Genomic DNA, 25,838 nt, shown 5'->3' on the forward strand with positions numbered 1-25,838 from the left:
GGATCGCCGCCGCTCGATAAGGCCTCCCCTTCCAAAGGGGCAGGAACGAGAATGAGCGGAATATCGGTGATCGGCGCGGCGCATGTCGCGGTGGGAAGCATGGCGCTGGCAGGCGGCGCTGCCGTTCTGATGATGCGAAAAGGCACGGTTGCCCATCGGTACGTCGGTCGGATGTATGCCGTTGCGATCGTTGCCATCAATACGACGGCGCTATCGATCTACGACCTGACGGGGCGGCCCAACGTCTTTCATGCGATTGCGATCGTCAATCTCGCTACGCTGGCGATGGGGCTTATCGCCCTGCGTCGATGGCGCAGGACGCAGAATCCGCGCGACCTCGTCACGCATCAGCGCCGCATGGCGATGAACTATGTCGGCCTTTAGATGGCGTTCGCTACGGAGCTTCTGGTCAATCCGATGATGGGCCTGAGCAGCCTCGGCAATCCAGCAAGCCATTGGCCTCTCATGGTCGCGCTGAACGTCGCCCTGTTCCTGATCGGCGGATGGCTGGTCCGCACCCGTCTGGTCCAGACAGGAGCGCCGGCATGACCGGTGCTCGCGACACTGGACGCCTGCCGACAGCGGATATCGTGGCGCTGACGGCGCTGGCCTGGATCGCAGCGGCAACCCTGCATGAGGGTGCGGGCCATGGCCTGGCCTGCAAGGCTGTGGGAGGAGAGCCACTTGCGTGGAGCACCTTCCATTTCGAATGCGGACGCCAGGCCGTTTCGGCCTGGGGCGGGCGGATCGTCGCCGGTGCCGGGACGGCCGTCAATCTGACCCTGATGGCATTGGGCTGGCTGTGGTGGCGGAACAGCGCAACGGCGAGGGGATGGTTCGCTGGCTGGGTCGTTTTCGCGCTGAATGGTCTGACATCGTTCGGTTATCTGGTTTTCTCCGCCGCGTTCGACATCGGCGACTGGAACCGGGCCGGCGTGATGGCAGGTTCGCCGGACTCCATCCTGACGCGCGGTGCCCTCGCCGCCGTCGGCGTCGCGGGCTATTTCGCGATCGTTCGGATGGCAGCGGCGATGCTGTGCCAGAAGGCGGACGGCGCGGCCAATGTCGCCGACGTACGGCGGATGGCGATCGTCGTGTGGGTGACGACGGGGGCGATCTCGCTCATGGCGGCTGTAGCGGCGGGAAGCGATTGGCGCGCGACCATCGGCGCGTCGATCGGTGTCGCGCTCGGCGGCAATGCCGGCCTGTTGAGCGTCGCGCGCTTCGTGAAGCCAGCGACCTCGACGGCGCAACCTCCGGCGTCACCGAGCTGGCCCCTATGTGCCGCGGCCGGCGTCGCCGTAGTGGCGTTCGTTGCCGTACTGGGTCCTGGGGTGAAGCTCTGATGGACGCGGGTGCGAGCGCGCCCGGATTGCGGCGACGAACCCGAAGCCTCCTGAACCACCTACGCCGGGGTGGCGCACGAGCGGCAGGACTGGCGGGTCGAACGCCCCGGCGCCTCGAAAGGTTCGGATCACCTTCACGCCGACCAACGCGGCGTTCGACCGGGAATATGATCCCGCCAGCGTCGCCGAACGGGGCGAGATTGTCGCGATCCCCTTTGGCGTGGCGGCCTTCTCGATCTTCGCAGGATTGACGATGCCGCAGCTGCTCCGTCGTTGGAATCTGATGGAAGCGGCCGAGACGGAACATTGCGACGGCCCAAAGCGGAACCGGCGCGGCTCGCCGATGCTTTGACGCTTGAAGGGGAACGGCATTGATGCGGTGGCAGTGGCTCATCCGCCTGCTTACACGCAGGATGTGGTTCAGGGCGGCGCTGGTCAGCGCGTTCGGAGGTGCGCTCGCCCTTGCAGGCGCACTGGTCGGACACACCATATCCTACGAATTCGCCGCGACGATCGGCGCGCAATCGGTCGATGGCATCCTGACGATCCTGGCGTCGAGCATGCTGGCGGTGACCACCTTCTCGCTGACCGCGATGGTGTCGGCCTATTCGGGCGCGACCAGCACGATCACGCCCCGCGCGGTCCAATTGCTGATCGACGACAGCACGGCGCAAAACACGCTCGCGACGTTCCTGGGCAGCTTCCTGTTCGCCATCGTTGGCATCATCGCGCTGTCGACCGGGCTCTATGGCGATACCGGGCGCGTCATCCTCCTGGTCGGCACGATCGCGGTCATCCTCTTTATCGTCGTCACGCTGCTGCGCTGGATCGAGCATATCGCGCGCTTCGGACGGGTGTCCGACACGATCGATCGTGTCGAGCGGGCGGCGATGGCGGCGGTCGACACGATCCACATGCCACTGGCGCTCGGCACCGAACAACCGCAGCCGGACGCTGGCAGCATGACGCCGGTCATGCCAAGAACGATGGCGCGGGTCACCCACGTCGACGTCGCGGTACTTGGAATGCTGGCAGAGGCGATCGGTGCCGATATCCACGTCCTCGCGTTGCCCGGCAAGCTCGTCGAACCCGAGCGGCCGATCGCGCTGGTGGCGGGCGGGTGCGACGACAGCGCGGTCGACAAGGTTCGACAGGCGTTCACCATGTCCCATCACCGCACCTTCGATCACGATCCACGCTTCGGCCTGGTCGTACTGTCCGAGATCGCGTCACGCGCGTTGTCACCGGCAGTGAACGATCCCGGCACGGCAATCGCGGTCATCGAGGCAATCGCCCGCGTGATGTTGCGCCTGGCGGATCATCGAACAAGGGATGGTGCGCAGGTGCCCGCCCGGGTTCATGTCCCGCCGATCCACTTTGCCGACCTGCTCGACGACTGGTGTCGTCCGATCGCGCGCGATGGCGCGGCTTTTGTCGAAGTCGGCATCCGGCTCCAAAAAACCCTCGCTGCCCTGGCCCGACATGCCGAGCCGTCTCGATCGCTCATCGCACAGGAAGCGCACGATGCGGCGGAGCGCTCGAAGGCGGCGATGACGAGCGAGCGGGATCGCATCCTGATCGATCAAACGCACCGCAGCCACTTTGGCGATCCGGAGCGATAGTTCAGATAAGGCGAACCTGAAGCGGACGCTTGTTCATCGGCACGAACAAGCGTCCGCGTCGCGGTGGTTACCAGGCTACCACGCCTGCATCATCGTAGAAGCTGCCGGTCGGGCCGTCATCGGCTAGCGAGGCAAGGTGGACTGCGATGGCGGCACCCTGCTCCGGGGTACGAGGGCCAGCGTGTTGATTAAGATCGGTTGCCGTGTAGCCGGGACAGGCGGCATTCACTTTAAAGCCGAGCGGCGCCAGTTCCTTGGCGAATGCCACCGTCACGGCATTCAGGGCGGACTTCGAGCTGTTGTAGCCGAGCAGGTTCGCCTCGTGCGCCATCGGCGCGTCAAAGTCCGACGCCCACGCCAGTGAGCCCAGGCTGCTGGACATCATGACGATCCGCGGGGCGGCAGATGCTTTCAGCAGGGGCAGGAAGGCCTGCGTCGCCCGGATCGCGCCGAATACGTTCACCTCGTAGATCGCCCGCACATCCGAGATCCGGTCGGCGCTCGGCGCGACCCAGCCCGTCGATATGCCGGCATTGTTGACGAGCACGTCGAGCTTGCTCGTCACGCCCGCCAGTGCTTCGGCAGCCGCTCCGACGCTGACGTCGTCGGCGACGTCGATCGTCAGCAAGCGGATGTCGAGACCTTCGTCATGCAGGATGTCTGCCGCCGCTTCGCCCCGCTCTTGGTCGCGGCTGCCCAGCCAGACGGTATAGCCAAGCCTGCCGAGCCCTCGTGCGATTTCCAGTCCTATACCCTTGTTCGCTCCCGTCACCACGGCCGTGCGCTTGTCGGTCATCGTCATTCCTCCATACGGTGACCTGGAGATGGGATGCCGCTGGTGTGCGGCATGCGCGATCCGCGCGAGAACTTGCCTGATCGGATCAGTCACCTTGCCTTGCGCGACGAACCGACACACCTTGTCGGTATGGACGACATGTTGGACAGGCTGAGCACCATCGTCGATCGGCATGCCGCCGGTCGCTACCGGCCCGGTGCGCTGCCACGCGTGGCGCTCTACAAGGACGGCGCCGCGCCGCAGCCGGTCGCCGGCGTCTACCCGCCAATGATGGCGTTGATCGTTAGCGGCGTCAAGGAGATCGCGATCGGCGACCGCCGCCTCCGCTATGACCCGGCCAGCTACTTCATTGCCACGGTCGAACTGCCGGCCTCGGGCTGCGTCAAGCTGGATCTGCCGGATCAACGCTATCTGGCGGTCAGCCTCGACCTCGACAGCGAGCGACTGGCGTCGGTGCTGACGGACATCGAGACGGAACTTCCCTCCGCCGAGCCAGCCTTCGCTGTCAATCCGGTCACAGCCGATCTGCTCGACGCGTGGCTACGGCTCCTGCGCCTGTTGGACACGCCGCACGATATCGCCGCGCTCGCGCCGCTGTACGAACGCGAGATCCTGTACCGACTGGTGCAAGGCCCCCAGGGATCGATCGTCCGCCAGATCGCACGGGCCGACAGCCGCCTCTCGCAGGTGCGCCGCGCGATCGCGATGATCCGCGATCGGTTCGATCAGCCGATCCGCAGCGAAACGTTGGCGGAGGCAGCGGGCATGAGCCCTGCCTCGTTCCACCGCCACTTTCGTACCGCCACGGCGATGAGCCCGTTGCAATACCAGAAAAGCCTGCGACTTCAGGAAGCCCGCCGGCTGATCGTCGGAGGGCGAGACGTCGCTGCTGCAGGCTATGCCGTCGGCTACGAGAGCGCATCGCAATTCAGCCGTGAGTATGCCCGGCTGTTCGGCCGGGCGCCCTCGCGCGACGTCAAGGCACGGAAGCCGCATGTCTCTGGCGACGGCATACGAGCGGCCTGGCGTAATGGACCGATGGCAGGTCATTAGCGCCACCTCGCGTGCATCCCGGCTTTCGCCACTCGTTCATCTTCATTCAGAGGCTGCGCGAGGAGAGCTCGCCTTCCGCCTACGCAATCGTCGGTATGATACCGCCTTCGACCCGCACCGCTGCTCCGTTGGTGATCGCTCCAAGGGGGCTTGCGAGCAGTGCCACCTGCGCGGCAATCTCCTCGGCCTCAATCAGCCGGCGGATGAGTGATAGCGGCCGCATCTTGGCGAAGAACTCAGCTTCGCGCTCAGCCTCCGGCGCGTCCTTGTTGTCCACGACCGAGCGGATAAACTCGACGATACCCTCGGAGCGCGTAGGCCCGGGTAGAACCGAATTGACGGTCACCCCGGTACCGCGCGTCTGTTCGGCCAACCCGCGTGCGATCGCGAGCTGTGCGGTCTTGGTCATACCGTAATGGACCATTTCACTCGGCACCACGAGCGCACTCTCACTCGCAATGAAGAGGATCCGCCCCCATTCTCGCGCCAGCATGCGGGGAAAGTAATGGCGAGCCAACCGCGCTCCGCTCACGACATTGACCTCGAAAATGTGATGCCAATCATCGTCGCTGATCTCCGTGAACGGCTTCGCCTCGTAGATGCCGAGGTTGTTCACCAGAATGTCTGCGTCGGGCACTGCCTTTATCAGCGCCATCGCACCGGCTGACGTTGCCGGGTCTGCGAGTACCGTTGAAACTCGCCCCGCCTTGCTCACCCGCTGTGCTGCCGCGTCTAATTTCGCGCGATCCCGGCCGCAGATCGTAACCGCGACCCCTTCCAGTGCGAGCCGCTCGGCGATCGCCAGGCCGATACCGGCGGTCGAGCCGGTGACGATAGCTGTCTTGCCATCAAGTTGCAGGTCCATGCGTCATCTCCCTCGTGTACGCCGCCATACCTATGCGCTCCGACGATTACTGATTAGATCGGACGTCATCATCGCAGAAGTGCATTGGGATCATTAATCGGCATGGACAATCGACTGGGTGAGATGATGATCTTCCTGGCCGTGGCGGAGCATGGCAGCTTCGTTGCGGCGGCACGCGCGCTGCGGCTTACGCCCTCGGCCGTGAGCCGTTCGATGGCACGTCTGGAGCAGCGGTTGGGCGTGCAACTGGCATCCCGAACGACCCGCGCACTCGCCTTGACAGCGGAGGGCCGAGCCTACCGAGAGCGCGTCGAAGGGCTGGTTGCAGAGATCGACTCGGTTGAGCGCAGTTTCGACGTAGATCGTTCGCCGCGAGGCCTGCTGCGGGTCAATGCATCGGTTCCGTTCGGCACGCATTGCCTGCTGCCAATCCTCCCCACGTATCTCCGCGCAAACCCGGCGGTGACGGTCGACCTGACCATGACGGACGCGCTTGTCGGATTGGTCGAGGAACAGGCCGACGTGGCCATCCGGGTCGGCCCGTTGCGTGATACCGACTTGCGGGCGCGCAAGCTTGGACGAAGCACGATGGCCGTCGTAGCCAGCCCGGCCTACCTTAAGGAGCGAGGCGAGCCAACGCATCCGCATGATCTGGAGCATCACGACTGCCTGCGCTTCAACTTCCGCCGATCCGTCGACAGCTGGCCGTTCCGTATCGACGGAAGGACGGTGCAGCGGACCCCGACAGGTCCCTTTCTCGGCAGCTCCGGCGAAGCGGTGCGGCTGATGACGCTCGCGGGCGGCGGCATCGCTCGCCTTGGCCGCTTCCACATTGCGGAGGACCTCGCTTCGGGCCGCCTGGTGGAAATATTACCTGCGTTCAATCCCGGCGACGGCGAGGACATCCACGCCCTTTTCGTGCCGCACGACAGGCTGGCGGTGCGGGTGCGGTCCTTCGTCGATTTCCTGGTGCGCGATCTTCGCCTGTGTCAGGTTGCTTCGCTGGACAGCAGTCGCGCCCGCTGACATGGCAATTGCGACGTAGAGTCGCCGCGCGGCTCAATTACCTTCGGCGTCGACCATGATCACGACCGGCCTGCCGCGCGACGTTGGTTCCCAACCGGCCGACAGCGCGGAGCGCACGGAGCGCGCGATCGTCGCGTCATCGAGCTGGAGCCGACCACGCGGCAAACCTTTCAGCAGCCGTTTCGGTGGGGGAAACTCAACCAGCGCTTCGCGTTTGGCGTCCTGCTGCAGAAGCGCAATCGTCATGCCCTTCCATCCCTCGTCATCCGACTGGTGGGGTTCGCTGTGCAGGTGCCAGTCATAGGCGACACCATCGACCGTGACGGTTCCGGCATTTACGTGGGATTTCGACATAGCCGGGTCTTTAGCACAGCAGATGCGCACGGACGCAAACCCGAATGGCGAAACGTCGTTCGAAGCCCCGCCCGGCCCGCGCCCTACGGCGTCCATGTTCCCGAACAGTCAGGCGCAGCAATGCTTGTGCTTCTTGCCCGATCCGCAAGGGCATGGATCGTTGCGGCCGGTCTTCGCCGTCACGACGGCGGTCGCCCTCGCCTCGCCGACACCCGCGCGGGCCGCATACAGGCGCTGAACCGTGTCCGTCAGCTCGGCCACCGCCCGGTCCTGGAAGGCGTTCACCTCGACGCTATCGAGATCGCTTTCGCCTCTCGCGATTGCGATCAACGCCACAAGGCGGTGCCATGGATCGGCCCATTCGGGATCGGCGGCCGCCGCGTCCCACGCCTCCGGGCGTAGCGCGATCGTGTCGGAAAAGCCGTCGACCCAATATTCCCACAGAACGTCGCCATCCCGCTCGTCGACGTCGAGGATCGGCTGCAACTTGCCACGCGACAGGTCGCGCACGATCGCGTCGCGCCGCGCCGCGACCGCCTTGACGAACCATTGCACGTCGAACGGGTCCTCGAAGGGCGGGACGCCATCGGCCTCGACGCCCCATATGACCGTCATCCATTCATCGACGGGGATCGGTTCGGGACAGACGATCAGCCCGGTAAGGAAACCGTCGAGTTCGGTCAGGAGCATCGGCGCTTCGACCGGAAGTTCCGCCAGCGCGCCCTCGAGTCGCCGGAAGCGGGACGGCATTTTCCTCACAGGCGGATACCGCGCCGGCGCATCTGTTCCTCCGCCATGGCGCGCAAGGGCGTCGGATCACCGCCAGCGAAGATGTCGGCGAAGTCGAGCAGATCCTCATCGCCCAATGCCGCCACCGCCGCCTCGATGGCAGCGAGGCGCCGTAGTTCGAGTTCCGTCCTGGTGGCGAGGCGCTTCATGCGGGTATTGAGCATCACCGTCCGTTAGCAGGATCGGTCGCAGTTGGCATTGCCCGATCGCTTGCCAAGCGTGTTGGCGCCAGGATCGGTCGGCATCTCCGCCCGCCCCTGCGAACCGACCTTGACGGACGTCGACCGGATGCCGACGTCTGTCCGTGCAAGGAGACGCAGGATGGTGGAAGCACGATGGAACGGCGTACGGATCGCCCATAGCGACGATACGGTGATCGTCGAGGGCAATCATTATTTCCCCGTGGAGAGTGTGGACGCCGCGCTCCTGCGACCGAGCAGCACGACGACCATCTGCCCGTGGAAGGGAACGGCGCAGTATTACAGCCTGCACGTCGCGGGCGCCGACAATCCCGATGCCGCCTGGTATTATCCCGATCCCAAGCCCGAAGCGGAAAACATCCGCGGACGCATCGCCTTTTGGAAGGGCGTCACGATCAGCTGACCCGGACGGCACCATATCCTGCGTCCGGCGGAACAGTCCTGCGGGTCGGTATCGTAGGTCGATAATCATAGATTGGCCCGATGCACTGGGTCGAACGTTGACCGCCACATGAAGATGATCCGCTTTCCGGACGGGACGACCGTTCCCGCGCTTGGCCAAGGCACCTGGATGATGGCGGAAGATCCCACCCGCCGGCCGGACGAAATCGCCGCGCTGCGCGAGGGGCTGTCGCTCGGCCTGACCCTGATCGACACGGCCGAGATGTATGCCGATGGCGAGTCCGAACGCCTGGTCGGCGAGGCGATTGCGGGCGTACGCGACGACGTGTTCCTCGTCAGCAAGGCCTATCCCCAGAATGCCTCGCGCGACCGGTTGCCGCGAGCTTGCGAAGCGAGCCTCGACCGACTGGAGACCGACCGGCTCGACCTGTACCTGCTGCACTGGCGCGGCAACGTGCCGCTGGCCGAAACGGTCGAGGCGATGGAGCGACTGGTCGAGGCGGGCAAGATCCTGCGCTGGGGTGTCAGCAACCTCGACGTTGACGATATGGCCGAACTCGTCGGCAGTGGCGGCGAAGGATGCCAGACCGACCAGATTCTCTACAACTTGACCCGGCGTGGTCCGGAATATGACCTGCTGCCATGGCTCGCGCAGCATCGCATGCCGGTCATGGCCTACAGCCCGGTCGAGCAGGGCCGCCTGGTGACCCATTCCGCGCTCACCCAAATGGCTGCCGAGCGCGACGCCACACCCGCGCAAGTCGCTCTTGCCTGGTTGCTGACGCGGGACGGTATCCTCCCGATTCCCAAGGCCGGGTCCATCGCCCATGTGCGGGACAACCGGGCGGCGTTGGACCTCACCCTGTCCGACGCCGAGCTACGACGCCTCGACGACCTGTTCCCGCCGCCACGCGGACCCGAGCCGCTCGCGATGCTCTAGAGCGGTTTTCGACCTGGTCGGAAACCGCTCTAGCCGCGAATGAAGTCGAGGAACGCGCGCAGCGGCGGCGGCACGAGGCGGCGGCCGGAATAATAGAGGAACGGGCCGGGGAAGGACTGCCACCAGTCGGGCAGTACCGGTTCGAGCGCGCCGCGCTCCAACGCCGGCGCGAGCCAGTCCTCGAACAGGTGAATGATCCCACCGCCCGCCACCGCCACATCGACCAGCAGGTCCACCGCGCCGGCGACACCGGCGATCAACGGCCCTTGCGGCTCGATCCGTACGATCTCGCCGTCGCGCTCGAACTCCCACGGGCTGGTGAGCGCGCCGCTGCTGAACCGGCCACGCAGACCGGCATGGTCGAGCAGGTCGCGGGGATGGTCGGGGCGTCCGCGTGCGTCGAGATAGGCCGGTGCCGCCGCCGTCGCGAAGCGCTGGACGCGCGGGCCGATCGGGACCGCAATCATGTCCTGCTCCAGTCGTTCGTCATAGCGGATGCCCGCATCGCAGCCCGATGCCACCATGTCGACGAAGCCGTCCTCGGCGACGATCTCGACCAGAATATCCGGATAGGCGGCGAGGAAGCCGGGGAGGATCGCCGGCAGCACCAACCGCGCCGCGCTGACCGGTACGTTGAGCTTGAGCGTCCCCGCCGGCCGATCGCGAAACAGGTTCACGACGTCGAGCGCCGCCTCCACCTCACCCAGCGCTGGTGCCAGACGTTCGATCAGCCGGGTCCCCGCCTCGGTCGGCACGACGCTGCGGGTGGTGCGATGGAGCAGCCGGACACCCAACCGCGCCTCCAACCGCCGTACCGCTTCACTGAGCGTCGAGGCGCTCGACCCGACGGTGCGCGCAGCATCGCGGAACCCCCGCGCCTGCGCGACCGCCAGAAACGCATTGAGATCGGCAAGGTCAGCCTTCATCGTTCGGTTTTCCGTACAACCCGTGCGGATCACTCCGGCTTATCGCCATGATCCGCAAGCCGTATCTGGGGGTCAGCACAGGAGAACCGATGATGACGATCGATCAGGCAGGCACCTATTCCTTCGCCGGACGCAAGGTGAAGCGCCTCGGCTATGGCGCGATGCAACTCGCCGGCCCCGGTGTGTTCGGCCCGCCGCGCGACCAGGATGCGGCGCTGGCCGTGCTTCGCGCCGCGGTCGAGGCCGGGGTCGACCACCTCGACACGAGCGACTTCTACGGCCCGCACGTCACCAACCGGCTGATCCGCGAGGCGCTGTACCCCTACCCCGACGACCTGCTGATCGTGACCAAAATCGGCGCGCGGCGCGGTGACGATGCATCGTGGCTCCCCGCGTTCGCGCCGGACGAGCTGGCTCGTGCGGTCGAGGACAATCTGACGAACCTCGGACTGGAGACGCTCGACGTCGTCAACCTGCGCCTGATGTTCGATGCCCACGGGCCGGCGGAAGGATCGCTGGCCGCGCCATTGAAGGTCGTCGCCGATCTCCAGCGACAGGGTCTGGTGCGGCATATCGGCCTCAGCAACGTGACGCCGACGCAGTTCGATGAAGCCCGCGATATCGCCACGATCGTCTGCGTGCAGAACCAATACAACCTCGCCCACCGCGACGACGATGGCTTCATCGATGCGTTGGCGGCGGAGGGCATCGCCTATGTACCCTTCTTCCCGCTCGGCGGGTTCAGCCCGCTTCAGTCGGCGACACTCTCCGACGTCGCGGCGCGGCTTGCGGCAACGCCGATGCAGGTGGCGCTGGCGTGGCTGCTGCAGCGATCGCCCAACATCCTGCTGATCCCCGGCACCTCGTCGGTCGCGCACCTCCACGAGAACCTCGCCGCAGCCTCGCTGAGACTGCCCGAAGCCATGGTGGCCGAACTCGACGCGATCGGCCGGTAATCAGGCCGGCCGATTGGCAAGCACCGCGTCGAGGAGCCCCGGAAACCGCTGGTCGAATTCGGCGCGGCGCAGCGTGTTGATCATTTCACGCCCGGCCTGCGTCGTCTCGATCAGCCCCGCCGCGCGCAGCAGCTTCAGATGGTTGGACAGCGTGCTCTTTGGAATGGAGTCGCACGGTGCGGCATCGGTACAGCTCAGCCGCTCGGTCGCGGCGAGCCGCGCCACCATGGTCAGCCGATTGGGATCGGCCAGCGCGTGCAGCGCCAGATCGAGCGGAACGTCCTCCAGTCGTGGGTGCGTGAAGCGGGCCATCGAACCGATATAGGGCGCTACCTTCAATTTAATAGTTCGGCATTATTGAACTGTTGAAACGTCATCCCATTTACCGCCTGCCGACAGCGCACGACGGCGTGATCGCGGGCCAGCATTTTTTGGAGAATGAGTATGTCGATTCAGGGCAGGACAGCGCTCGTCACCGGCGGATCGCGCGGTATCGGTTCGGCCATCGCCAGGCGGTTGGCGGCCGATGGCGCGACCGTGGCGATCACCTATGCCGGCAACAAGGCCGCCGCCGACGCTACCGTGTCGGCGATCGAGAGCGCGGGCGGCACCGCCTTCGCCTTCCAGGCAAACGCTGCCGATCCCGCGTCGCAGCGTGCCGGCGTCGAACAGGCTGCCGCTGCGCTGGGCGGTATCGACATCCTGGTCCACAATGCCGGCGTGGCCGAATTCTCCACGGTCACCGAGGATACCGACGAGACGTACGACCGTCAGTTCGGCGTCAATGTGAAGGGCCTGCACGTCGGCACCCGCGCGGCCTTGCCGCACCTTCGCGACGGTGGCCGGATCATCCTGATCGGCAGTATCTCGGGCGAAATGGCCTTCCCCGCGACCACCGTCTACAGCGCGACCAAGGCAGCGGTAGCGGCGCTGGCGCGCGGATGGGCCAAGGACCTCGCCCCGCGCAACATCCTGGTCAACACCGTGCAGCCGGGGCCGATCGACACCGACCTGAACCCTGCCGACAGCGAATTCGCGGGACAGGTGCTCCAGGCGATCCCACTCGGTCGCTATGGCAAGGTCGAGGAGATTGCAGGCGCGGTCGCGTTCCTGGCCGGGCCGGATGCGAGCTATATCACCGGCACGACGCTCAACATCGACGGCGGTGCAACCGCTTAAAAGCGGTGGTCGGCCAGCCTGGGTAGAAGGCACCGATGAAACTTCGACGCGCGCCCCTGTTGTTACGACGGCGGGCCGCGTCGAAATCATCTCCAGGGCCCCTCCCCCGTAGCATAGGGCGGACACGTAGGGCGCGCGCCTCGTTTACAGACGACATTGCCTGCACAAGCCGGAGCGCATCCCATCTTCAATGTCATCTTTGCCATACCGGCGCTGATCGTCCTGGCCCGCTGGCTCTGGCCCTTGCCGTTGCCGCTCTGGGCCAAGATCCCCGCGGGCATCCTGATACTCGTGGCCTCGCAGTTCCATTTCTGGAGCCGATTGTCGTCGGGCTCGGTCTTCGCGCCCGAGTTCCCGCGTCTGGTCGTGATCCTCTTCAACTGGGCGTTCGGCGCGCTGCTGCTGCTTGCGGTGCTCCAAGTGGTGATCGACCTGGGGGCAGTGCTGACCATGCTGGTGCGGCGGGAGGCGATCCGGGAACCGGACGCGCTGCGCTACACCATTGCCGGCGTGGCCGCGGTGCTGGCCGGGATCGGGGTGGTCAATGCGCTTCGCGTTCCCCCGATCAAGGACGTGACGGTGGCGATCCGCGACCTACCGCCATCCTTCGATGGATATCAGGTCGTTCAGCTTACCGATCTTCATATCAGCCGCCTCTTCACGGCCGATTGGGCGCAGGCAGTCGTCGAGCGCACCAATGCCTCCGGCGCCGACCTGATCGTGGTGACCGGCGACTTCATCGATGGGTCGGTTGAAATGCGTCGCCATGACATCGCGCCACTGCAGCAGCTGCGTGCACCGAACGGGGTCTATGCCATCCCGGGCAACCACGAATATTTCTTCGATTACGGCGCGTGGATGCGGCACCTCTCGGGCATGGGTTTCCGCATGTTGCCCAATGCGCATGCGGTGATCGAACGCGGCGGCGACCAGTTGGTCGTCGCCGGTGTCACCGACCTGTCGGCACCGAGCGTCGGTGCGCCCGGACCCGACCTTGCCCTCGCGTTGCGGGGTGCGCCCGCCAATGCGCCTGTCCTGCTCCTCGACCATCAACCTCGAAAGGCACGCAATGCCGCCGCGCGCGGCGTCGCGCTGCAATTGTCCGGACACACCCATGGCGGCATGATCGCGGGGCTCGACCGGATCGTCGCTCGGGCCAATGCAGGGTTCGTGTCGGGACGGTACGAAGTCGGCGGCATGACGCTCTACGTCAGCAACGGCACCGGCTTGTGGCCCGGCTTCGCGCTCCGGTTGGGCGTGCCGTCCGAGATCACACGGTTCACGTTGCGGCCGATGACATAAGACAGCGGCGTCATACGACTTCAAGGTAGCGTCAGGTTGGATGAAGCTGTGTCGGATGTCGCTGCCGCCCTCTCCTATCCCCGGTGTCCGATCTTCAAGATTTTAACGGCAACAATATTACGCCTTCAAAGTGTCTATCAGCGCTCTTAGCGCCGTAGATACGTGGCGGCGGCCGGAATAATAGAGATAGAGTTCGCTGAACTGCAGCGTGTACTCTGGCAGACACCGTACAAGCCGCCCGCTGTCGAGGTGGCTACGTGCCCCCTCCTCGAAAACGAAGGCCAAGCCGGCGCCATGAAGCGCCGCCTCCATCATCAAATTCTGATCGTTGAAGATCAGCGGCCCGGTCACGTCGATCCTGCTGATCTCCCGCCCACGCTCGAAAACCCAAGGGTCGAGGATACCGCTCGGCAACCGGTAGCGGATGCAGCGATGTCGAAGCAGATCGGTGGGTATGATCGGCGGACCGTGTTCTGCCAGATAGGCAGGCGCACCAAGAACGGCAAAATGGAAGGCGCGGTCCAACCGGACGGCAATCATATCCTGCTGCATGCTGACCCCGAAGCGGATGCCGGCATCGAAGCATTCCGCCACGATATCCACGAGCCGGTCATTGGCATCGATTTCGATCGACAAGTTGGGATGGGTTGCGACAAGCGCGGTAACCGTCCCGATGATGCTCGGGCTTACCGAGCGGGGCACCGTCAGGCGAAGCGTGCCCATCGGACGGCTACGGAAATCATCTACTGCTTCGATCGCCTGATCGATCTCGCCCAGCGCCCGCTTTGCACGGGCATGAAACGCCTGCCCCGCTTCCGTCAACGCGACGCTACGCGTCGTTCGGTTGAGGAGCCGAACGCCAAGCCGCGCTTCAAGTGTCTTGACGGCGTGACTGAGCGTCGAGCGCGTAACGCCGCGATCGATCGCAGCCCGCTGGAAACTCAGCCGATCCGCCACCGCTACGAAGGCTGCGATCTCCTGCAAATGCTGTGTCATTGTTCGATCTTGTTCACCAGCCTGTCCAGTATTGTCCGTCTAATTCGATCGCCTGACGATCGCTAGATGATCGGGATCGAAGGAGAAACACCATGCTCGCATACGAGATCGGGGAACGGGACAACGTCGATAGCTGGCGCGCGGTCGAACGACCGGTGCCGACGCTTCGCGATACCCAGGTTCTGATCGCAGTGCATGCCGTCAGCCTCAACTTCCGCGACGTGTTGCTCGCGACGAAAAGCTATGGCTTCCCCGTCGCCGGTCCGCACATCATCCCGTGCTCCGATGGCGCAGGCGTCGTCATCGCAACCGGGTCTGGTGTCACCCGGTGGAAGGTCGGCGAGCGTGTCGTCGGTACCTTTGTCGAAAGCTGGATCGGTGGCAGGCAGCCGCACGACAGCTTCGAGACGCAGCGTTGCGGTTTGCTGGACGGGATGCTCGCGCAAATGGTCGTGGTCGACCAGAACGGGCTGGTCGCTATTCCCGAGCATCTTGATTTTGCCGAGGCCGCGACACTCCCGGTCGCCGGTGTGACGGCATGGAATGCCCTGTTCGGGCTCAAGCCGCTCCTGCCCGGCGAAACCGTCCTGACGCTTGGTACAGGCGGTGTCGCGACCTTCGCCATTCAGTTCGCCCGTGCCGCCGGGGCGCATGTTATCTCGACCTCATCCAGCGATGCGAAGCTGGAGCAGGCTCGCGTGCTTGGCGCTGACGATACGATCAATTACCGGACACATCCGGACTGGCAGCTGGAAGCACGTCGGCTGACCGGTGGACGTGGCGTAGACCATGTCATTGACATTGGCGGCAAGGGCACCACGGCGCGCTCCGTCGCGAGTGTCCGTCCGGGTGGCGTTGTCAGCCTGTTGGGAGGCATGCCCGGCGAGAGGATCGATCCGATGGCGCTGCTGAAAACCTCTGCCATCCTGCGTGGCATGAACGTCGGCTCTCGCGAGATGTTCGAGGCGATGAACGCTGCGATCACGCTGCACGGGCTTCACCCCGTCATCTCCCGAACCTATGCGTTCGAAGACGCAAAGGCAGCGCTGCGCGATCTCACCAAGGGCGAACATGTCGGTAAGATCGTCATCAATGTGCCCGCCATATCCAGGTGACTCACATCCGGTCTTTCCAGACACTTAGCTTCTGCCATGCATTCATTTCTCGATTTTGGCATTTCTCGATTTTGGGCGCCATGCACAGTCGCGCCCCGTCAACCCAGTGCCGCCCATCGGGGGGAGGCGGACATTCCATGATATTGGATTGAGATGGCGACCGAGTTCATTCATGTGATTGCGGAAGTGCAATTGCTCGCAGCCGCTGGCGAAAGCCATAGAGGCCGACAACATAGGATAGCGGCCCCATACCGTTCGAGGCGAGGCGCAGTTCCTGGCTGTATTGGTCCTGCCGCGAGGGGATGTGCTGCGACAGCTGGACCGGGATACCGGTATAGTCGCGATCGTTCTCGGCATCCCAGTTCCAGAAGCGCCACGCGCTGACCGATGTCAGCGTGACCGGGCCGAGGTTCCAGTTGGTGATCGCGCTGACCCCGCCCTCGTTGGTGTCGACGCCGAGCGGGCCGTCGATGTCGGTCTTGCGGTCGTAGACATTGGTGCTGGGCGGGGCATACCCGAACTGCGCGGCCAGACCGTTCGGCCCGCCGAACTGGCGGTTGGCGGCGCGCAAGGACGTGCCGGTGCGCAGATACACCTGCCCGCAGCAATAGGCCTGGAAATTGGTGAAGTCGGCGATGACGCGCATCTGAACGCGCTCATCGGGCTTGAACAGCAACTGCCCGCGCACCGCCTGCGTGCCGATCGTGTTCGCGGCGCGGCCGGTGCGGATGTTGTCGAGCACGCCGTCGCGCCGGGTCGACACGCCCGAGATGCGATAGGCGATGGTGTCGGTGATCGGCCCCGACGCCCAGCCCTTCGCCTGCACGAAGTTATAGCCGCCATAGGACAGCTCGGCGAAACCTTCGCGGGTGAAGGTCGGCGCGCGGGTGGTGATGTTGAGCGCGCCCGCCGTGGTATTCTTGCCGAACAGCGTGCCCTGCGGCCCGCGCAACTCTTCGACCTGTTCGATATCGGCGAAGTCGAACGCCGCGGTCGCGGGGCGCGCGTGATAGACCTGATCGACATAGAAGCCGACGCCCGGCTCCAGCCCGTCATTGGCCTGGCTGACCGCAACGACGCTCGACCCCAGCCCGCGGATGGTAAAGGCGGTGTTGCGCGGATTGGCCGAACTGTAGTTCAGCGTCGGGATCAGCGTCGTCAGCCCCTGCGTATTGACCGTATAGCTCTGATCGATCAGCTCGCCGCCCACCACCGACAAGGCTGCGGGGACACGCTGCGCATCCTCCGCCCGGCGTCGCGCCGTGACGATGACGTCGGGAAGGCCGGCGTCGGCCGCATCGTCGGAAGCTGACGGCGGCACCTCCGTCGTGGCGGTCTGAGCGATGGCCGGGGCGCTGAACGCAGGCATGGCTGTGGCGCAGAGAAGCACTGCGAACCGCTTCGACATCGATGAATACCCCTGATCGCGGTCCCTGTGGCCGCTTTATGTTCGGGCGTATATCGAGTGTGTATCCAAGCGTATATAGAGAGTTGCCGCCGGTGCCCGATCGGGTCCGCGCTCAGTCGTTCGTGACCGGCGCGTCGCGAAGATAGGTACGCAGGCGGGCATAGGCCGGGCGTTCGGCGATGGCTGCGGCCTCGCGCTCCATCTCGCGATAGGCTTCGAGCACCGCGAGGCCGGCCGCACTGACCTTCGCCCCGCGCTCCCGCCCGCCGCCCTTCAGCGTTTCGACCAGCGGCGGATCGAAGCAGCGGTTCATTTCGTCGACCAGCAGCCAGGCGCGGCGATAGCTCATGCCAAGCGCGCGGCCTGCGCCGCTGATCGAGCCTTCGGCGATGATCGCCGCCAGCAGGTCGGCCTTGCCCGGCCCCATCGCCAGCGCATCGCCGCACGCGATCTGGATCTTGAGCCAGAAGGAGCCGAGCTTCATTTACTTGCCGATCATCACGTCGCTGTCCTTGATGATGACGGTCACCGGCGTGATCGAGACGATGGCGCCGGAAATCTGATTGCGTGCGCTGATCTTCATGATGACCCTTCGGTTGGAGTACCGGTGGTTCTTATCGTGATCGCCGCCAAGCGGCTATCCGGCAAGCGCTGCGATACCCGCTCGACCATGCCAGCCAGTTCGTCCTTTCGGAACGGTTTGACGAGCCGGGGGAGCGCCGCATCCAGACCGTCGACCTCGGCGAAGCCGGACACGAGCAGGACCGGCATGGCAGGGGTTCGGCGTCGAACCTCCCGGACCAGATCGACGCCGGTCATGCCGGGCATCAGGTGATCCGTGACGAGCAGATCGATCTGTTCATGGGCGAGCAGTTGCAATGCCTGTTCGGCGGACGCCGCCTCGATGACCTCGTACCCAAGGTCGACCAGCATGTCGGCGGTGCTGAGCCGGACCAGTTCCTCGTCATCGACCAGCAGCGCACGCCCGCTGAAAGACGCGACACCAGCGGTATCGGCAGGTTCTGCCCGGGCGACGGCCGCCGTGGTCTGCGGCAGCCAAAGCTCCATGTTCGTACCCACGCCGACATGGCTGTTGATGACAAGCGCTCCGCCGAGCTGGGATGCCAGGCCATGCACCATCGACAGACCGAGGCCGGTTCCCTGCCCGACGCCCTTGGTCGAAAAGAACGGCTCGACCGCACGCGCGGCCGTGGCGTCATCCATCCCGGTGCCCGTATCGGCCACGGACAGACGAACATAGTCGCCCGGTGTCGGCCCGGTTGGTGACCGCTGGTCGATCCGGTCGGCCGTTGCCGAGATGCGCAGCGTACCACCATGGGGCATGGCATCGCGTGCATTCACGCTGAGGTTCAGCAGCGCCATCTCAAGCTGGTTCGGATCGGCAAGCGCGGGCGGCAAGTCGGCATTGGCCGACACCACGACCTTGATCTGCGGTCCCGTCGTGCTGGCGATGAGGTCGCCCAGACCCGTGACGAGGGCGGCGATATCGACCGGCTTCGCCTGGAGCGGTTGCCGACGTGCGAATGCCAGCAACCGCTGCACCAGCGTGCGGGCGCGCTCCGCCGACTGCATCGCTCCGGCGATCAGGCGCTGTTCGCGTTCGGTGCCGACGCCCTTGCGCTGGAGCATGTCCAGACTGCCGACGATCGGGGTCAGCAGATTGTTGAAGTCGTGCGCCACGCCGCCGGTGAGCTGGCCCATCGCCTCCATCTTCTGCGCCTGTCGCAGCGCGTCCTGCGTCGTGCGCAGCTCTGCCTCCGCGCGCAGGCGCTGCGTGATGTCGTTCGCCAGGTGGAACGCGCCCACGACGTTGCCCGCCTCGTCGCGCAGCGGCGTGTAGATCACCTCCCAATAGGGCTTGGCGAGGTCGGGATCGCCGAACTCCTCGACGATCACATAGCTTTCGCCTGCCAGCGCCCGCGCCATGAAACCACGCATGATCGGCGCCTGGTCCGGCAGGAACAGGTCGGGGAAAACCTCGCCGATCTGCACGCGATGCCCGAAGATGCGGAAGAACTCGTCGCTATGCGCCTTGTTGAACGCGATCAGCCGATAGTCATGATCGAACGCGCAGATCGGCGAGACGGTCGCCTCGATGATGTCGTGGTGGAAGCGCAGCTCGGCGGTACGCGCCGCCACCTGCGCCTCCAGCGTTTCGTTCAGCTCGCGCAGGCGCTCCTCGGCGGCACGACGCGCGGTAATGTCGAGCGACACGCCGGTCATCGATACGGGCGAACCATCGTCCGCATAGGATGGCTGTGCCCGGATCTGCACCCAGCGCACGTCGCCGGCAGGGGTGATGGCGCGATATTCGATGTCATAGTCGCCGCCGGTCGCGACCGACTGTGCGACCGCCGCCTGCATGCGTGCCCGATCGTCGGGATGCACCGCCTCGCGAAGCTCGGCATAGGAAAACGCCGCGTCCGGATCACGCCCGAAGTTCGTGCGGCATGTCTCGGACGACGTCAGCTCTCCGGTGGCGAGGTCGAGATGCCATGCGCCGAAACGCCCCGCCTTCAGCGCGAAGTGCAGCTCGCGTTCGTGTGCCTTCTTGGCGATCCGGATGTCCCGCGCCGTCTGCTCCGCCCTGGCCCGTTCGATGACGAGGCCCGCGGTCTGCACCACGAAGTCCACGATCTCGAGATCGGCGGGCACCGGCTCGCGCGGGTCGCGGTGATACATAGCGAACGTGCCCAGCACCGCCCCCGATGCCGAATGGATCGGCGTGGACCAACAGGCGCGCAGGCCGTGCGCCAGCGCCAGATCGCGATAGTCGGTCCACAGCGGATCATGGGCGATATCGCTGACATGCACCGGCTTGCCACGATGGATCGCACTGCCGCACGATCCGACCGATGGCCCGACCGCAATCCCGTCGATCGCTTCGTTATAGGCAGCGGGCAAACTTGGCGCGGCGCCGTGAAGCAGGGTCTGCTGGTCTTCGCTGAGGAGGAGGATCGAACCCAGCACCCCGGACGTCGACAGCCGCTCGACCGTCTCGATGACCGCATCGAGCGTCGTCGCCAACGGTTCATGGCGAACGACCCGCGCGAGGATGTCGCTCTGGGCGGCGGCCAGCGCTGCCGCGCGGTCACGGGCATCGATCAGGCGGACATTCTCGATCGCGATCGTCGCGAGCTTGGCCAGACCCTCCAATCGTGCGGTGGTCGGATCGCTCGCCGGCCCGGCCTCGGCCCAATACGCCCCCAGCGCCGCGACCGGCTCCGGCTTGCCGATCGGCACGATGGCGAGGCTGCGCACGAAGGTAGTGCGATACAGGTCCTGCGGCACCCGCGGGTCCTCCCGGACATCCGCGATGGCGATCGTCCTGCCGCCCCGCATCGCCGCACCGGACACGCAGTCGTCCGCAGGGAAGCGGTGCCCGCGCCACAGCGGGCCGATCGCATCTTCTGCGACATAATGACATTGGTCGCCGTCGCGGATGACCACCGCGATCCCGTCCGCCTGAAGGATGGCCCGGGCAGTCCGTCGCAAGACGTCCACGATGGATTCAATCGTGCGGGCGCTCGCCATCTCTGCACTGGCGGCGATCAACCGAGACGCTGTTTCGGAGCCATCCTGATGGCCTGAAGCGGAATTTCCGTGCACCTGTTTTCCTTGCGTCCCAACGCCTCATATCCTGCTTCGGGGAAATCGAACAGGTGAAGCGGGGCCTGCGCGGTGTGGCAAAAGCTACGATTCCCGTCCGTTTCGGAGCCAGCCACGTCGAGGGGCGTTGCTGCTTGTCTGTGCCTGTCATCGCACATTCACATTCGGCACGTCACACCCGGCGCAGGCCGGATCGAGAGGACAAGAACGTGAAGCTGATACTGTGCTTTTCCGCAGTCGTCGCCGGTGCCGTTGGTGCCATGCCCGCGGGCGCGCAGACCGCTGGCGCCTTCATGAACAATCCGGCGTTTCGCGACCCCCCGCCCGCCCGGTGCATGTCGACGTTGGATATGCAGCGCTGTGCGGCACACGACCTGCGCGTTGCCAATGCGCAGATGACCGCCCGCTACGCTTCCCTGCTCGGCCGATTGCAACCGGCGGCGCAACAGAAGCTGCTGGCCGAGCAGCGCGCCTGGTTGAAGTCACGGGATCGCGACTGCCTTCCCCGCGGCAATAGCGGCGGATCGATGGCATCGCTTGCCATTGCACAATGCTGGATCAAGGTCGCCAAGGCACGGGCGACGACGCTTGGGGCAAGGCTGCCGCAGGCGAGCACGCCGACGCGCCTGCTGCCCCCTGCCGCATTCGTCGGCCGCTGGCGGGGCGGCGAAGGCACGTATCTGAAGATCAGTCACCAGGACACCGGCTTCGTGATCGACAATCAATGGGGGCTCGACGCGAATATGCGCGGCAAATTCATCGGCAAGGTCACGCCCGCGGGCCTGAGCTTCCGACGCAATGGGGTCACCGAAACCCTCCGTCCGAGCAAGGGCAATGCGATCAATCGCAGCGCCCTCGCCGGCAAGACGGATTGCCTCATGGTGTCCCGTGACGAGGGCTATTGCCGCTACTGACCTAAAGGCCGGGCATCACCGACATCGCCGTTCCGGCGCTGTTCGTAACGCCCGGCCCTATCTTTGCCGGAGATGGGACATGCCGATCCTCGCTGTACTGCTGCTCACCGCGTCGTCCCCGCTGCCGCCACCCTGCCAGGCAGGTCAGCTTCGCCTGTCGCTCGACGCCCGCGACGGGGATTTCAATGGCATGTCGCACGCGGGAACCGGATTATCGGTCCGCAACATGGGTCAGGATTGCCTGCTGACCACCCTGCCCCGGATACAGCTGCGCGATGCGCGAAATCGCATTCTTCCGGTGGTCCGCCAGGCACCCCGCGGGATGCACCCGGGTCCGGCAATGGTGCCGCTTCGGCTTGCAGCCGGCCATCGCGCAGTGGCCGAGATCCGCTGGATTGCCGGACCCGTCTTCCCTCGCAGTCGAAGCATTCACGTCGCCCGGATCACGCTGAACATTGGCGCCGGCGCGATCTCTTTGCCGCTGACGGCAGAGGTTTTCGGGGCCGTCGGACAGCCCGCCACCTTCGAGCAGACTCCGCTTCGCGCGGTCGAGGGCATGGCGGCGGGCTGACCCGACGTGACCAAGACATTGGAGATCCTCGGTCGTGCCATCGTCGATATTCCGACATTCTATGCCGAGATCAATCGCGTCTTCATGGCGGACGAAAGCTGGTCGCTCGGCGAAAGCCTCGATGCGTTGAACGACCTGCTGTACGGGGGGTATGGCGCGATCGACGGGCGTGAGCCGGTCAAACTGATCTGGCGGGACATGGACGTCAGCAGATCGGCGCTCGGCCTTGCCGCGACACGCACGTTCCTGGCGGAAAAGCTCAAACGGCCCGACACGTTCAACGTCGACAGGATCGCCGATCAGCTGGACGCCCTCGAGCAAGGCGCCGGGCAGAACTATTTCGATATCGTCCTCGAGATCATCGGCGATCACCCCAACATCGAACTTGTCGCGGCGTGACGTGGCAGGTTGGCGGGGGGCGCTGACCGCTGCATCACACCCGTTCAGCTTCGGCCGATGCCAACTCAGCGCTCCTTCAGCCTGCTCCGCGGCAGGCTGACGCAAAATGCGAAATCGTCGGGCGACGGTCGGTAGGCCACGTCACCCCCATGCGCCTGCGCGATGCCACGCACCACCGCCAGTCCGAGCCCAGACCCCCCAAGTTGACGGGTACCGCGGGTGAACTGGCGAAAGGCATCGCCGGCAAAGCCCGGCGGCAGGCCAGGCCCTTTGTCGGCTACGCAGATCGTTGCCGCTTCCGGCGCGAACCCGATCGTGATCCGCACGGTGCACGGATCGGCATGGCGACGCGCATTGTCGACCAGCGCAAATACGGCCTGTCGGATGCGGGCGGCATCCGCCCGTACCACACCGGGCTCGAGGGCCAGTTGCAGATCAAATCCGTCAGGTGCGAGCATCGACAGCAGGAGGGGCTGCAACTCGGTCAGTTCGGCAGCCAGATCGACGTCCGCCATTACCATTTCGAGCCGCCCGCTATCGGCCAGGCTCACACTGCGAAGGTCCTCGACCAACCGGGTCAGGCCATCCACCTGCTTCATCAGCCCGGTGATCAGCGCATCATCGAGGGCGAATACGCCATCCCTGGCCCCCTGGAGCCGGCCGCGCAAGACGGTCAGTGGCGTGCGCAGCTCATGCGCGATCTGCGCGTTCCAGACCTTCACATCGTCGGACATGCGTTGCAAGCGACCCGCCATTGCGTTGAAGTCGGCGATCAGCGTTGCGGCTTCGCCATGCGAGCCGGGAACGGCGTCGATCCTCGTGCCAAGGTCACCGGACGCGATCCGACGCGCCGCATCCCCCACTGCGCCCAACGGTCGAACGATCCGGCGCGCAAGCCGGATCGCGATGACCAGGGCGAGAATGATTCCGATCCCGGCGGCAGCGAGCGTGATGCCGAGATCGAGCCCGGTGGTGTCAGCTGCGCTGGAGGGCATGGGGGGAAGGAACCGCCACTGCTCAAGCACGGCATAGACGATATAAAAGACCATGGTGCTGACCACGACGGCGACGAATGCCAGCCCCGCCATCGCAATCGACAATTGCCGGGTAAGGCTGATCTGCCGGCTCATCCGCGCGACCACAAGCGATAGCCCACGCCGCGCACACCCTCCGGCATATCCGGGGCGCCTGCCTGTTCCAGCTTGCGGCGCAGTTTGCTGACATGGCTATCGACGGTGCGATCGAGCGCGTCGGAGCCAGGCAAACAGGCATCGAGCAGTTCGCTGCGGCTGAACACCCGGCTAGGTACGCGCGCCATGTGCGTCAGCAGTCGAAACTCGGTCAGCGTCAACGCCACCTCGCCTGCCGCGGTGCGGACCATATGCGCGCCGGTTTCGATCTCGACCGGGCCGACCCGCAGCACGCCGCTGCCATTATCTCCGCCCGTGCGCCGCAGCACCGCCTTGACCCGAGCCACCACCTCGACCGGATTGAACGGCTTTACCACATAATCGTCCGCGCCGACGCGAAGCGCCTGCAGCTTGTCGATATCCTGATCGAGCGCGGTCGCGATCACGACCGGCGTGTTACCGCGGCGTCGGATCTCCGCCAGTACCTCCCATCCGTCCATCAGCGGCATCGAAATGTCGAGGAGCACGATGTCCGGCTTTAGCGCCGAATGCAGGTCGAGCGCGGTGCGTCCATCGTTTGCCTGCACCGTGCGGAACCCCTCGCGCTCGAGATAGGCACGGACGATATCGGCGATGTCGCGGTCGTCCTCCGCAATCAGGGCAAGCGGGCTCATGGGATGGCAGGCTTCGGCATGCCTTCATCCTAGCCCGACTTTCCGCACGGCCGCCAGCACGCCTCCATATAGTCTCCACACAATCTCGACGGGACGGCAACCAAGCGCGCCGATGAGCGACGCCATGAAGAACAGCCACCGTCCGACGACCGCCTGCCTCGGCTCTCTGATGGCCGTCATGCTGGGTGCCTGCTCCGCGCAAGCGCCTGCGGAATCGGCCAGCGAGATCGAGGTGCTGACGATCCGGATGGCGCCACGGGCGGTGACAGCGGTGGATGAATTGCCGGGCCGCGTCGTCGCGTTCCGTACGGCGGAGATCAGGCCGCAGGTCGGCGGGATCGTGCAACGCCGCCTGTTCGAGCAGGGCGCGACCGTCCACGCCGGGCAGGTGCTGTTCCAGATCAGCCCCGCGCCGTTCCGCGCCGATGCCGACACCGCGCGCGCGACGGTCGCCAGGGCCGCCGCCGCCTATGCGCGCACCCGGACGCAGGCCGATCGCCTGAAGCCGCTGGTGGAGGCGGACGCGATCAGCCGCCAGACCTATGATGATGCGGTCGCGGCGCGCGAGCAGGCGTCGGCGGAACTGGCGGAAGCACGCGCCACGCTGCGGCGTCGCCAGATCGATGTCGGCTTCTCCCGCATCACCGCGCCGATCGCCGGGCGCCTCGGGGCGACCAATGTGACGGAGGGGGCGCTGGTCGCCGCGGCCGATACGAACCCTCTGGCGACGATCCACCAGATCGACCGGGTTTATGTCGACGTGCGTCAGCCCGCCGGGCGATATGCGGAGCTGCGCGAGCAGGGTGCCGGCGCGAGTACCGCCGAGATCGTCGCAGCGGCCGGTCAGCCGCCGTTGCGGGGACGCATCCTGTTTTCCGGCATCGCGGTCGATCCGAACACCGGCGATGCGCTCGTCCGCGTCGAGGTGCCCAATCCGGGCGAACGGCTGCTGCCCGGCATGTTCGTCCGGGCGCGGCTGCCCCGTGCCGCGCTGCCCGCCGCGCTGATGGTGTCGCAACAAGCCGTGACGCGGGCCGGCAACGGACAGGCGCAGGTCAGTGTCGTCGACGGGCAGGACCGGGTACATGTTCGCCCGGTGACCCTGGGTGCGCTGACGGGCGGCCATTACGTCGTCAGTACCGGGCTGAAGGCGGGTGACGTGGTGATCGTCGAGGGGCAGGACCGCATTCGCCCCGACACCCCGGTCGGGCAACGTCCGTGGCGCGACCGGACGGTGGGCTGAAC

At 65.5% G+C, this 25,838-nt stretch carries 28 protein-coding genes and 1 pseudogene; 16 read left to right on the forward strand and 13 right to left on the reverse strand.

All coding sequences use genetic code 11. The features are described 5' to 3' along the window. Positions 1 to 66 precede the first annotated feature (66 nt). From ASE67_RS16210 to ASE67_RS16220, 4 genes are all read left to right on the forward strand, one after another. The gene (locus tag ASE67_RS16210; protein WP_162236356.1) at positions 67 to 384 is read left to right on the forward strand and encodes a DUF2306 domain-containing protein; all 318 of its coding nucleotides are present in this window, start codon (positions 67 to 69) and stop codon (positions 382 to 384) included. Beyond that, positions 385 to 549 (forward strand): hypothetical protein, encoded by a 165-nt coding sequence (locus ASE67_RS18290; RefSeq protein ID WP_156348662.1) that lies wholly within the window; start codon positions 385 to 387, stop codon positions 547 to 549. It begins immediately after the preceding gene. After that, positions 546 to 1,346 (forward strand): hypothetical protein, encoded by an 801-nt coding sequence (locus tag ASE67_RS16215; protein ID WP_156348663.1) that lies wholly within the window; start codon positions 546 to 548, stop codon positions 1,344 to 1,346. The genes ASE67_RS18290 and ASE67_RS16215 overlap by 4 nt, the downstream gene beginning before the upstream one ends. 413 nt (positions 1,347 to 1,759) lie before the next feature. Beyond that, on the forward strand, positions 1,760 to 2,968 hold the full coding sequence (locus ASE67_RS16220; RefSeq protein ID WP_055763985.1) for a DUF2254 domain-containing protein: 1,209 nt from the start codon (positions 1,760 to 1,762) through the stop codon (positions 2,966 to 2,968). Between the two features lie 67 nt (positions 2,969 to 3,035). Here the strand turns inward: ASE67_RS16220 and ASE67_RS16225 are convergent, their stop codons facing one another. Continuing rightward, on the reverse strand, positions 3,036 to 3,764 hold the full coding sequence (locus ASE67_RS16225; protein ID WP_055763987.1) for an SDR family oxidoreductase: 729 nt from the start codon (positions 3,762 to 3,764) through the stop codon (positions 3,036 to 3,038). A gap of 33 nt (positions 3,765 to 3,797) precedes the next feature. Between ASE67_RS16225 and ASE67_RS16230 the strand changes: the two genes are divergently transcribed. Then, complete coding sequence (locus ASE67_RS16230; RefSeq protein WP_235511955.1) at positions 3,798 to 4,817, forward strand: AraC family transcriptional regulator; 1,020 nt, start codon at positions 3,798 to 3,800, stop codon at positions 4,815 to 4,817. Positions 4,818 to 4,896: 79 nt separating this feature from the next. Here the strand turns inward: ASE67_RS16230 and ASE67_RS16235 are convergent, their stop codons facing one another. Continuing rightward, entirely contained in the window at positions 4,897 to 5,682 is a 786-nt protein-coding gene (locus ASE67_RS16235; RefSeq protein ID WP_055763758.1) for an SDR family NAD(P)-dependent oxidoreductase, read from the reverse strand. 102 nt (positions 5,683 to 5,784) lie between these two features. On the opposite strand from ASE67_RS16235, the gene ASE67_RS16240 reads away from it, so the two are divergent. Continuing rightward, positions 5,785 to 6,708, forward strand: coding sequence for a LysR family transcriptional regulator (locus tag ASE67_RS16240; RefSeq protein WP_055763760.1), 924 nt, complete (start codon positions 5,785 to 5,787; stop codon positions 6,706 to 6,708). Positions 6,709 to 6,741: 33 nt separating this feature from the next. Here the strand turns inward: ASE67_RS16240 and ASE67_RS16245 are convergent, their stop codons facing one another. The 3 genes from ASE67_RS16245 to ASE67_RS16255 all read right to left on the reverse strand — a co-directional run bounded on the left by ASE67_RS16245 (position 6,742) and on the right by ASE67_RS16255 (position 8,015). After that, on the reverse strand, positions 6,742 to 7,062 hold the full coding sequence (locus ASE67_RS16245; protein WP_055763763.1) for a hypothetical protein: 321 nt from the start codon (positions 7,060 to 7,062) through the stop codon (positions 6,742 to 6,744). Between the two features lie 108 nt (positions 7,063 to 7,170). After that, the gene (locus ASE67_RS16250) at positions 7,171 to 7,812 is read right to left on the reverse strand and encodes a UPF0149 family protein (protein ID WP_235511956.1); all 642 of its coding nucleotides are present in this window, start codon (positions 7,810 to 7,812) and stop codon (positions 7,171 to 7,173) included. 5 nt (positions 7,813 to 7,817) lie between these two features. Continuing rightward, positions 7,818 to 8,015 carry a hypothetical protein gene (locus ASE67_RS16255; RefSeq protein WP_235511957.1) on the reverse strand — a complete coding sequence of 66 codons (198 nt, stop codon included), beginning with the start codon at positions 8,013 to 8,015 and terminating at the stop codon, positions 7,818 to 7,820. A gap of 157 nt (positions 8,016 to 8,172) precedes the next feature. On the opposite strand from ASE67_RS16255, the gene ASE67_RS16260 reads away from it, so the two are divergent. After that, complete coding sequence (locus tag ASE67_RS16260) at positions 8,173 to 8,454, forward strand: DUF427 domain-containing protein (protein WP_055763767.1); 282 nt, start codon at positions 8,173 to 8,175, stop codon at positions 8,452 to 8,454. 108 nt (positions 8,455 to 8,562) lie between these two features. Continuing rightward, complete coding sequence (locus tag ASE67_RS16265) at positions 8,563 to 9,393, forward strand: aldo/keto reductase (protein WP_055763769.1); 831 nt, start codon at positions 8,563 to 8,565, stop codon at positions 9,391 to 9,393. A gap of 29 nt (positions 9,394 to 9,422) precedes the next feature. Here ASE67_RS16265 and ASE67_RS16270 read toward each other — a convergent pair whose 3' ends face one another. Further along, positions 9,423 to 10,319: a LysR family transcriptional regulator gene (locus ASE67_RS16270; protein WP_055763772.1), complete on the reverse strand. Its 897-nt coding sequence runs from the start codon at positions 10,317 to 10,319 to the stop codon at positions 9,423 to 9,425. 89 nt (positions 10,320 to 10,408) lie between these two features. On the opposite strand from ASE67_RS16270, the gene ASE67_RS16275 reads away from it, so the two are divergent. Next, positions 10,409 to 11,275: an aldo/keto reductase family oxidoreductase gene (locus ASE67_RS16275; protein WP_055763993.1), complete on the forward strand. Its 867-nt coding sequence runs from the start codon at positions 10,409 to 10,411 to the stop codon at positions 11,273 to 11,275. Here the strand turns inward: ASE67_RS16275 and ASE67_RS16280 are convergent, their stop codons facing one another. Further along, positions 11,276 to 11,587 (reverse strand): ArsR/SmtB family transcription factor, encoded by a 312-nt coding sequence (locus ASE67_RS16280; RefSeq protein ID WP_055763996.1) that lies wholly within the window; start codon positions 11,585 to 11,587, stop codon positions 11,276 to 11,278. It abuts the gene before it with no gap. A gap of 132 nt (positions 11,588 to 11,719) precedes the next feature. On the opposite strand from ASE67_RS16280, the gene ASE67_RS16285 reads away from it, so the two are divergent. Together ASE67_RS16285 and ASE67_RS16290 are read left to right on the forward strand one after the other, a co-directional pair. Then, positions 11,720 to 12,454: a 3-oxoacyl-ACP reductase family protein gene (locus tag ASE67_RS16285; RefSeq protein WP_055763774.1), complete on the forward strand. Its 735-nt coding sequence runs from the start codon at positions 11,720 to 11,722 to the stop codon at positions 12,452 to 12,454. Positions 12,455 to 12,745: 291 nt separating this feature from the next. Continuing rightward, complete coding sequence (locus tag ASE67_RS16290) at positions 12,746 to 13,756, forward strand: metallophosphoesterase (RefSeq protein WP_235511958.1); 1,011 nt, start codon at positions 12,746 to 12,748, stop codon at positions 13,754 to 13,756. A gap of 117 nt (positions 13,757 to 13,873) precedes the next feature. On the opposite strand, the gene ASE67_RS16295 is transcribed toward ASE67_RS16290, so the two are convergent. After that, entirely contained in the window at positions 13,874 to 14,752 is an 879-nt protein-coding gene (locus ASE67_RS16295; RefSeq protein WP_055763778.1) for a LysR substrate-binding domain-containing protein, read from the reverse strand. A gap of 92 nt (positions 14,753 to 14,844) precedes the next feature. Between ASE67_RS16295 and ASE67_RS16300 the strand changes: the two genes are divergently transcribed. After that, on the forward strand, positions 14,845 to 15,867 hold the full coding sequence (locus ASE67_RS16300; protein ID WP_055763780.1) for a zinc-dependent alcohol dehydrogenase family protein: 1,023 nt from the start codon (positions 14,845 to 14,847) through the stop codon (positions 15,865 to 15,867). A 199-nt stretch (positions 15,868 to 16,066) separates the two neighbouring features. On the opposite strand, the pseudogene ASE67_RS16305 reads toward ASE67_RS16300, so the two are convergent. From ASE67_RS16305 to ASE67_RS16315, 3 genes and pseudogenes are all read right to left on the reverse strand, one after another. Next, positions 16,067 to 17,275 (reverse strand): annotated as a pseudogene (locus tag ASE67_RS16305) (TonB-dependent receptor); the annotation flags it as partial. 112 nt (positions 17,276 to 17,387) lie between these two features. Continuing rightward, entirely contained in the window at positions 17,388 to 17,759 is a 372-nt protein-coding gene (locus ASE67_RS16310) for a winged helix-turn-helix domain-containing protein (RefSeq protein WP_055763782.1), read from the reverse strand. Between the two features lie 95 nt (positions 17,760 to 17,854). Next, on the reverse strand, positions 17,855 to 20,830 hold the full coding sequence (locus ASE67_RS16315) for a GAF domain-containing protein (RefSeq protein ID WP_268795381.1): 2,976 nt from the start codon (positions 20,828 to 20,830) through the stop codon (positions 17,855 to 17,857). A 284-nt stretch (positions 20,831 to 21,114) separates the two neighbouring features. On the opposite strand from ASE67_RS16315, the gene ASE67_RS16320 reads away from it, so the two are divergent. The 3 genes from ASE67_RS16320 (at position 21,115) to ASE67_RS16330 (ending at position 22,789) form a co-directional block, all read left to right on the forward strand. After that, positions 21,115 to 21,819, forward strand: a complete 705-nt coding sequence (locus ASE67_RS16320; RefSeq protein ID WP_156348665.1) for a lysozyme inhibitor LprI family protein — start codon at positions 21,115 to 21,117, stop codon at positions 21,817 to 21,819. A 79-nt stretch (positions 21,820 to 21,898) separates the two neighbouring features. Next, a complete protein-coding gene (locus tag ASE67_RS16325) occupies positions 21,899 to 22,390 on the forward strand; it encodes a DUF4232 domain-containing protein (protein WP_055763786.1) in 492 nt (163 codons plus the stop codon). A gap of 6 nt (positions 22,391 to 22,396) precedes the next feature. After that, positions 22,397 to 22,789, forward strand: coding sequence for a barstar family protein (locus tag ASE67_RS16330; protein ID WP_055763788.1), 393 nt, complete (start codon positions 22,397 to 22,399; stop codon positions 22,787 to 22,789). A gap of 65 nt (positions 22,790 to 22,854) precedes the next feature. Here the strand turns inward: ASE67_RS16330 and ASE67_RS16335 are convergent, their stop codons facing one another. Beyond that, positions 22,855 to 23,919 (reverse strand): ATP-binding protein, encoded by a 1,065-nt coding sequence (locus ASE67_RS16335; protein ID WP_082457225.1) that lies wholly within the window; start codon positions 23,917 to 23,919, stop codon positions 22,855 to 22,857. Beyond that, complete coding sequence (locus ASE67_RS16340) at positions 23,916 to 24,593, reverse strand: response regulator (RefSeq protein WP_055763792.1); 678 nt, start codon at positions 24,591 to 24,593, stop codon at positions 23,916 to 23,918. The genes ASE67_RS16335 and ASE67_RS16340 overlap by 4 nt, the downstream gene beginning before the upstream one ends. 112 nt (positions 24,594 to 24,705) lie before the next feature. Between ASE67_RS16340 and ASE67_RS16345 the strand changes: the two genes are divergently transcribed. Further along, a complete protein-coding gene (locus ASE67_RS16345; RefSeq protein ID WP_235511959.1) occupies positions 24,706 to 25,836 on the forward strand; it encodes an efflux RND transporter periplasmic adaptor subunit in 1,131 nt (376 codons plus the stop codon). Positions 25,837 to 25,838: the final 2 nt, after the last annotated feature.

Source organism: Sphingomonas sp. Leaf23 (assembly GCF_001421585.1).
GTDB lineage: Bacteria > Pseudomonadota > Alphaproteobacteria > Sphingomonadales > Sphingomonadaceae > Sphingomonas.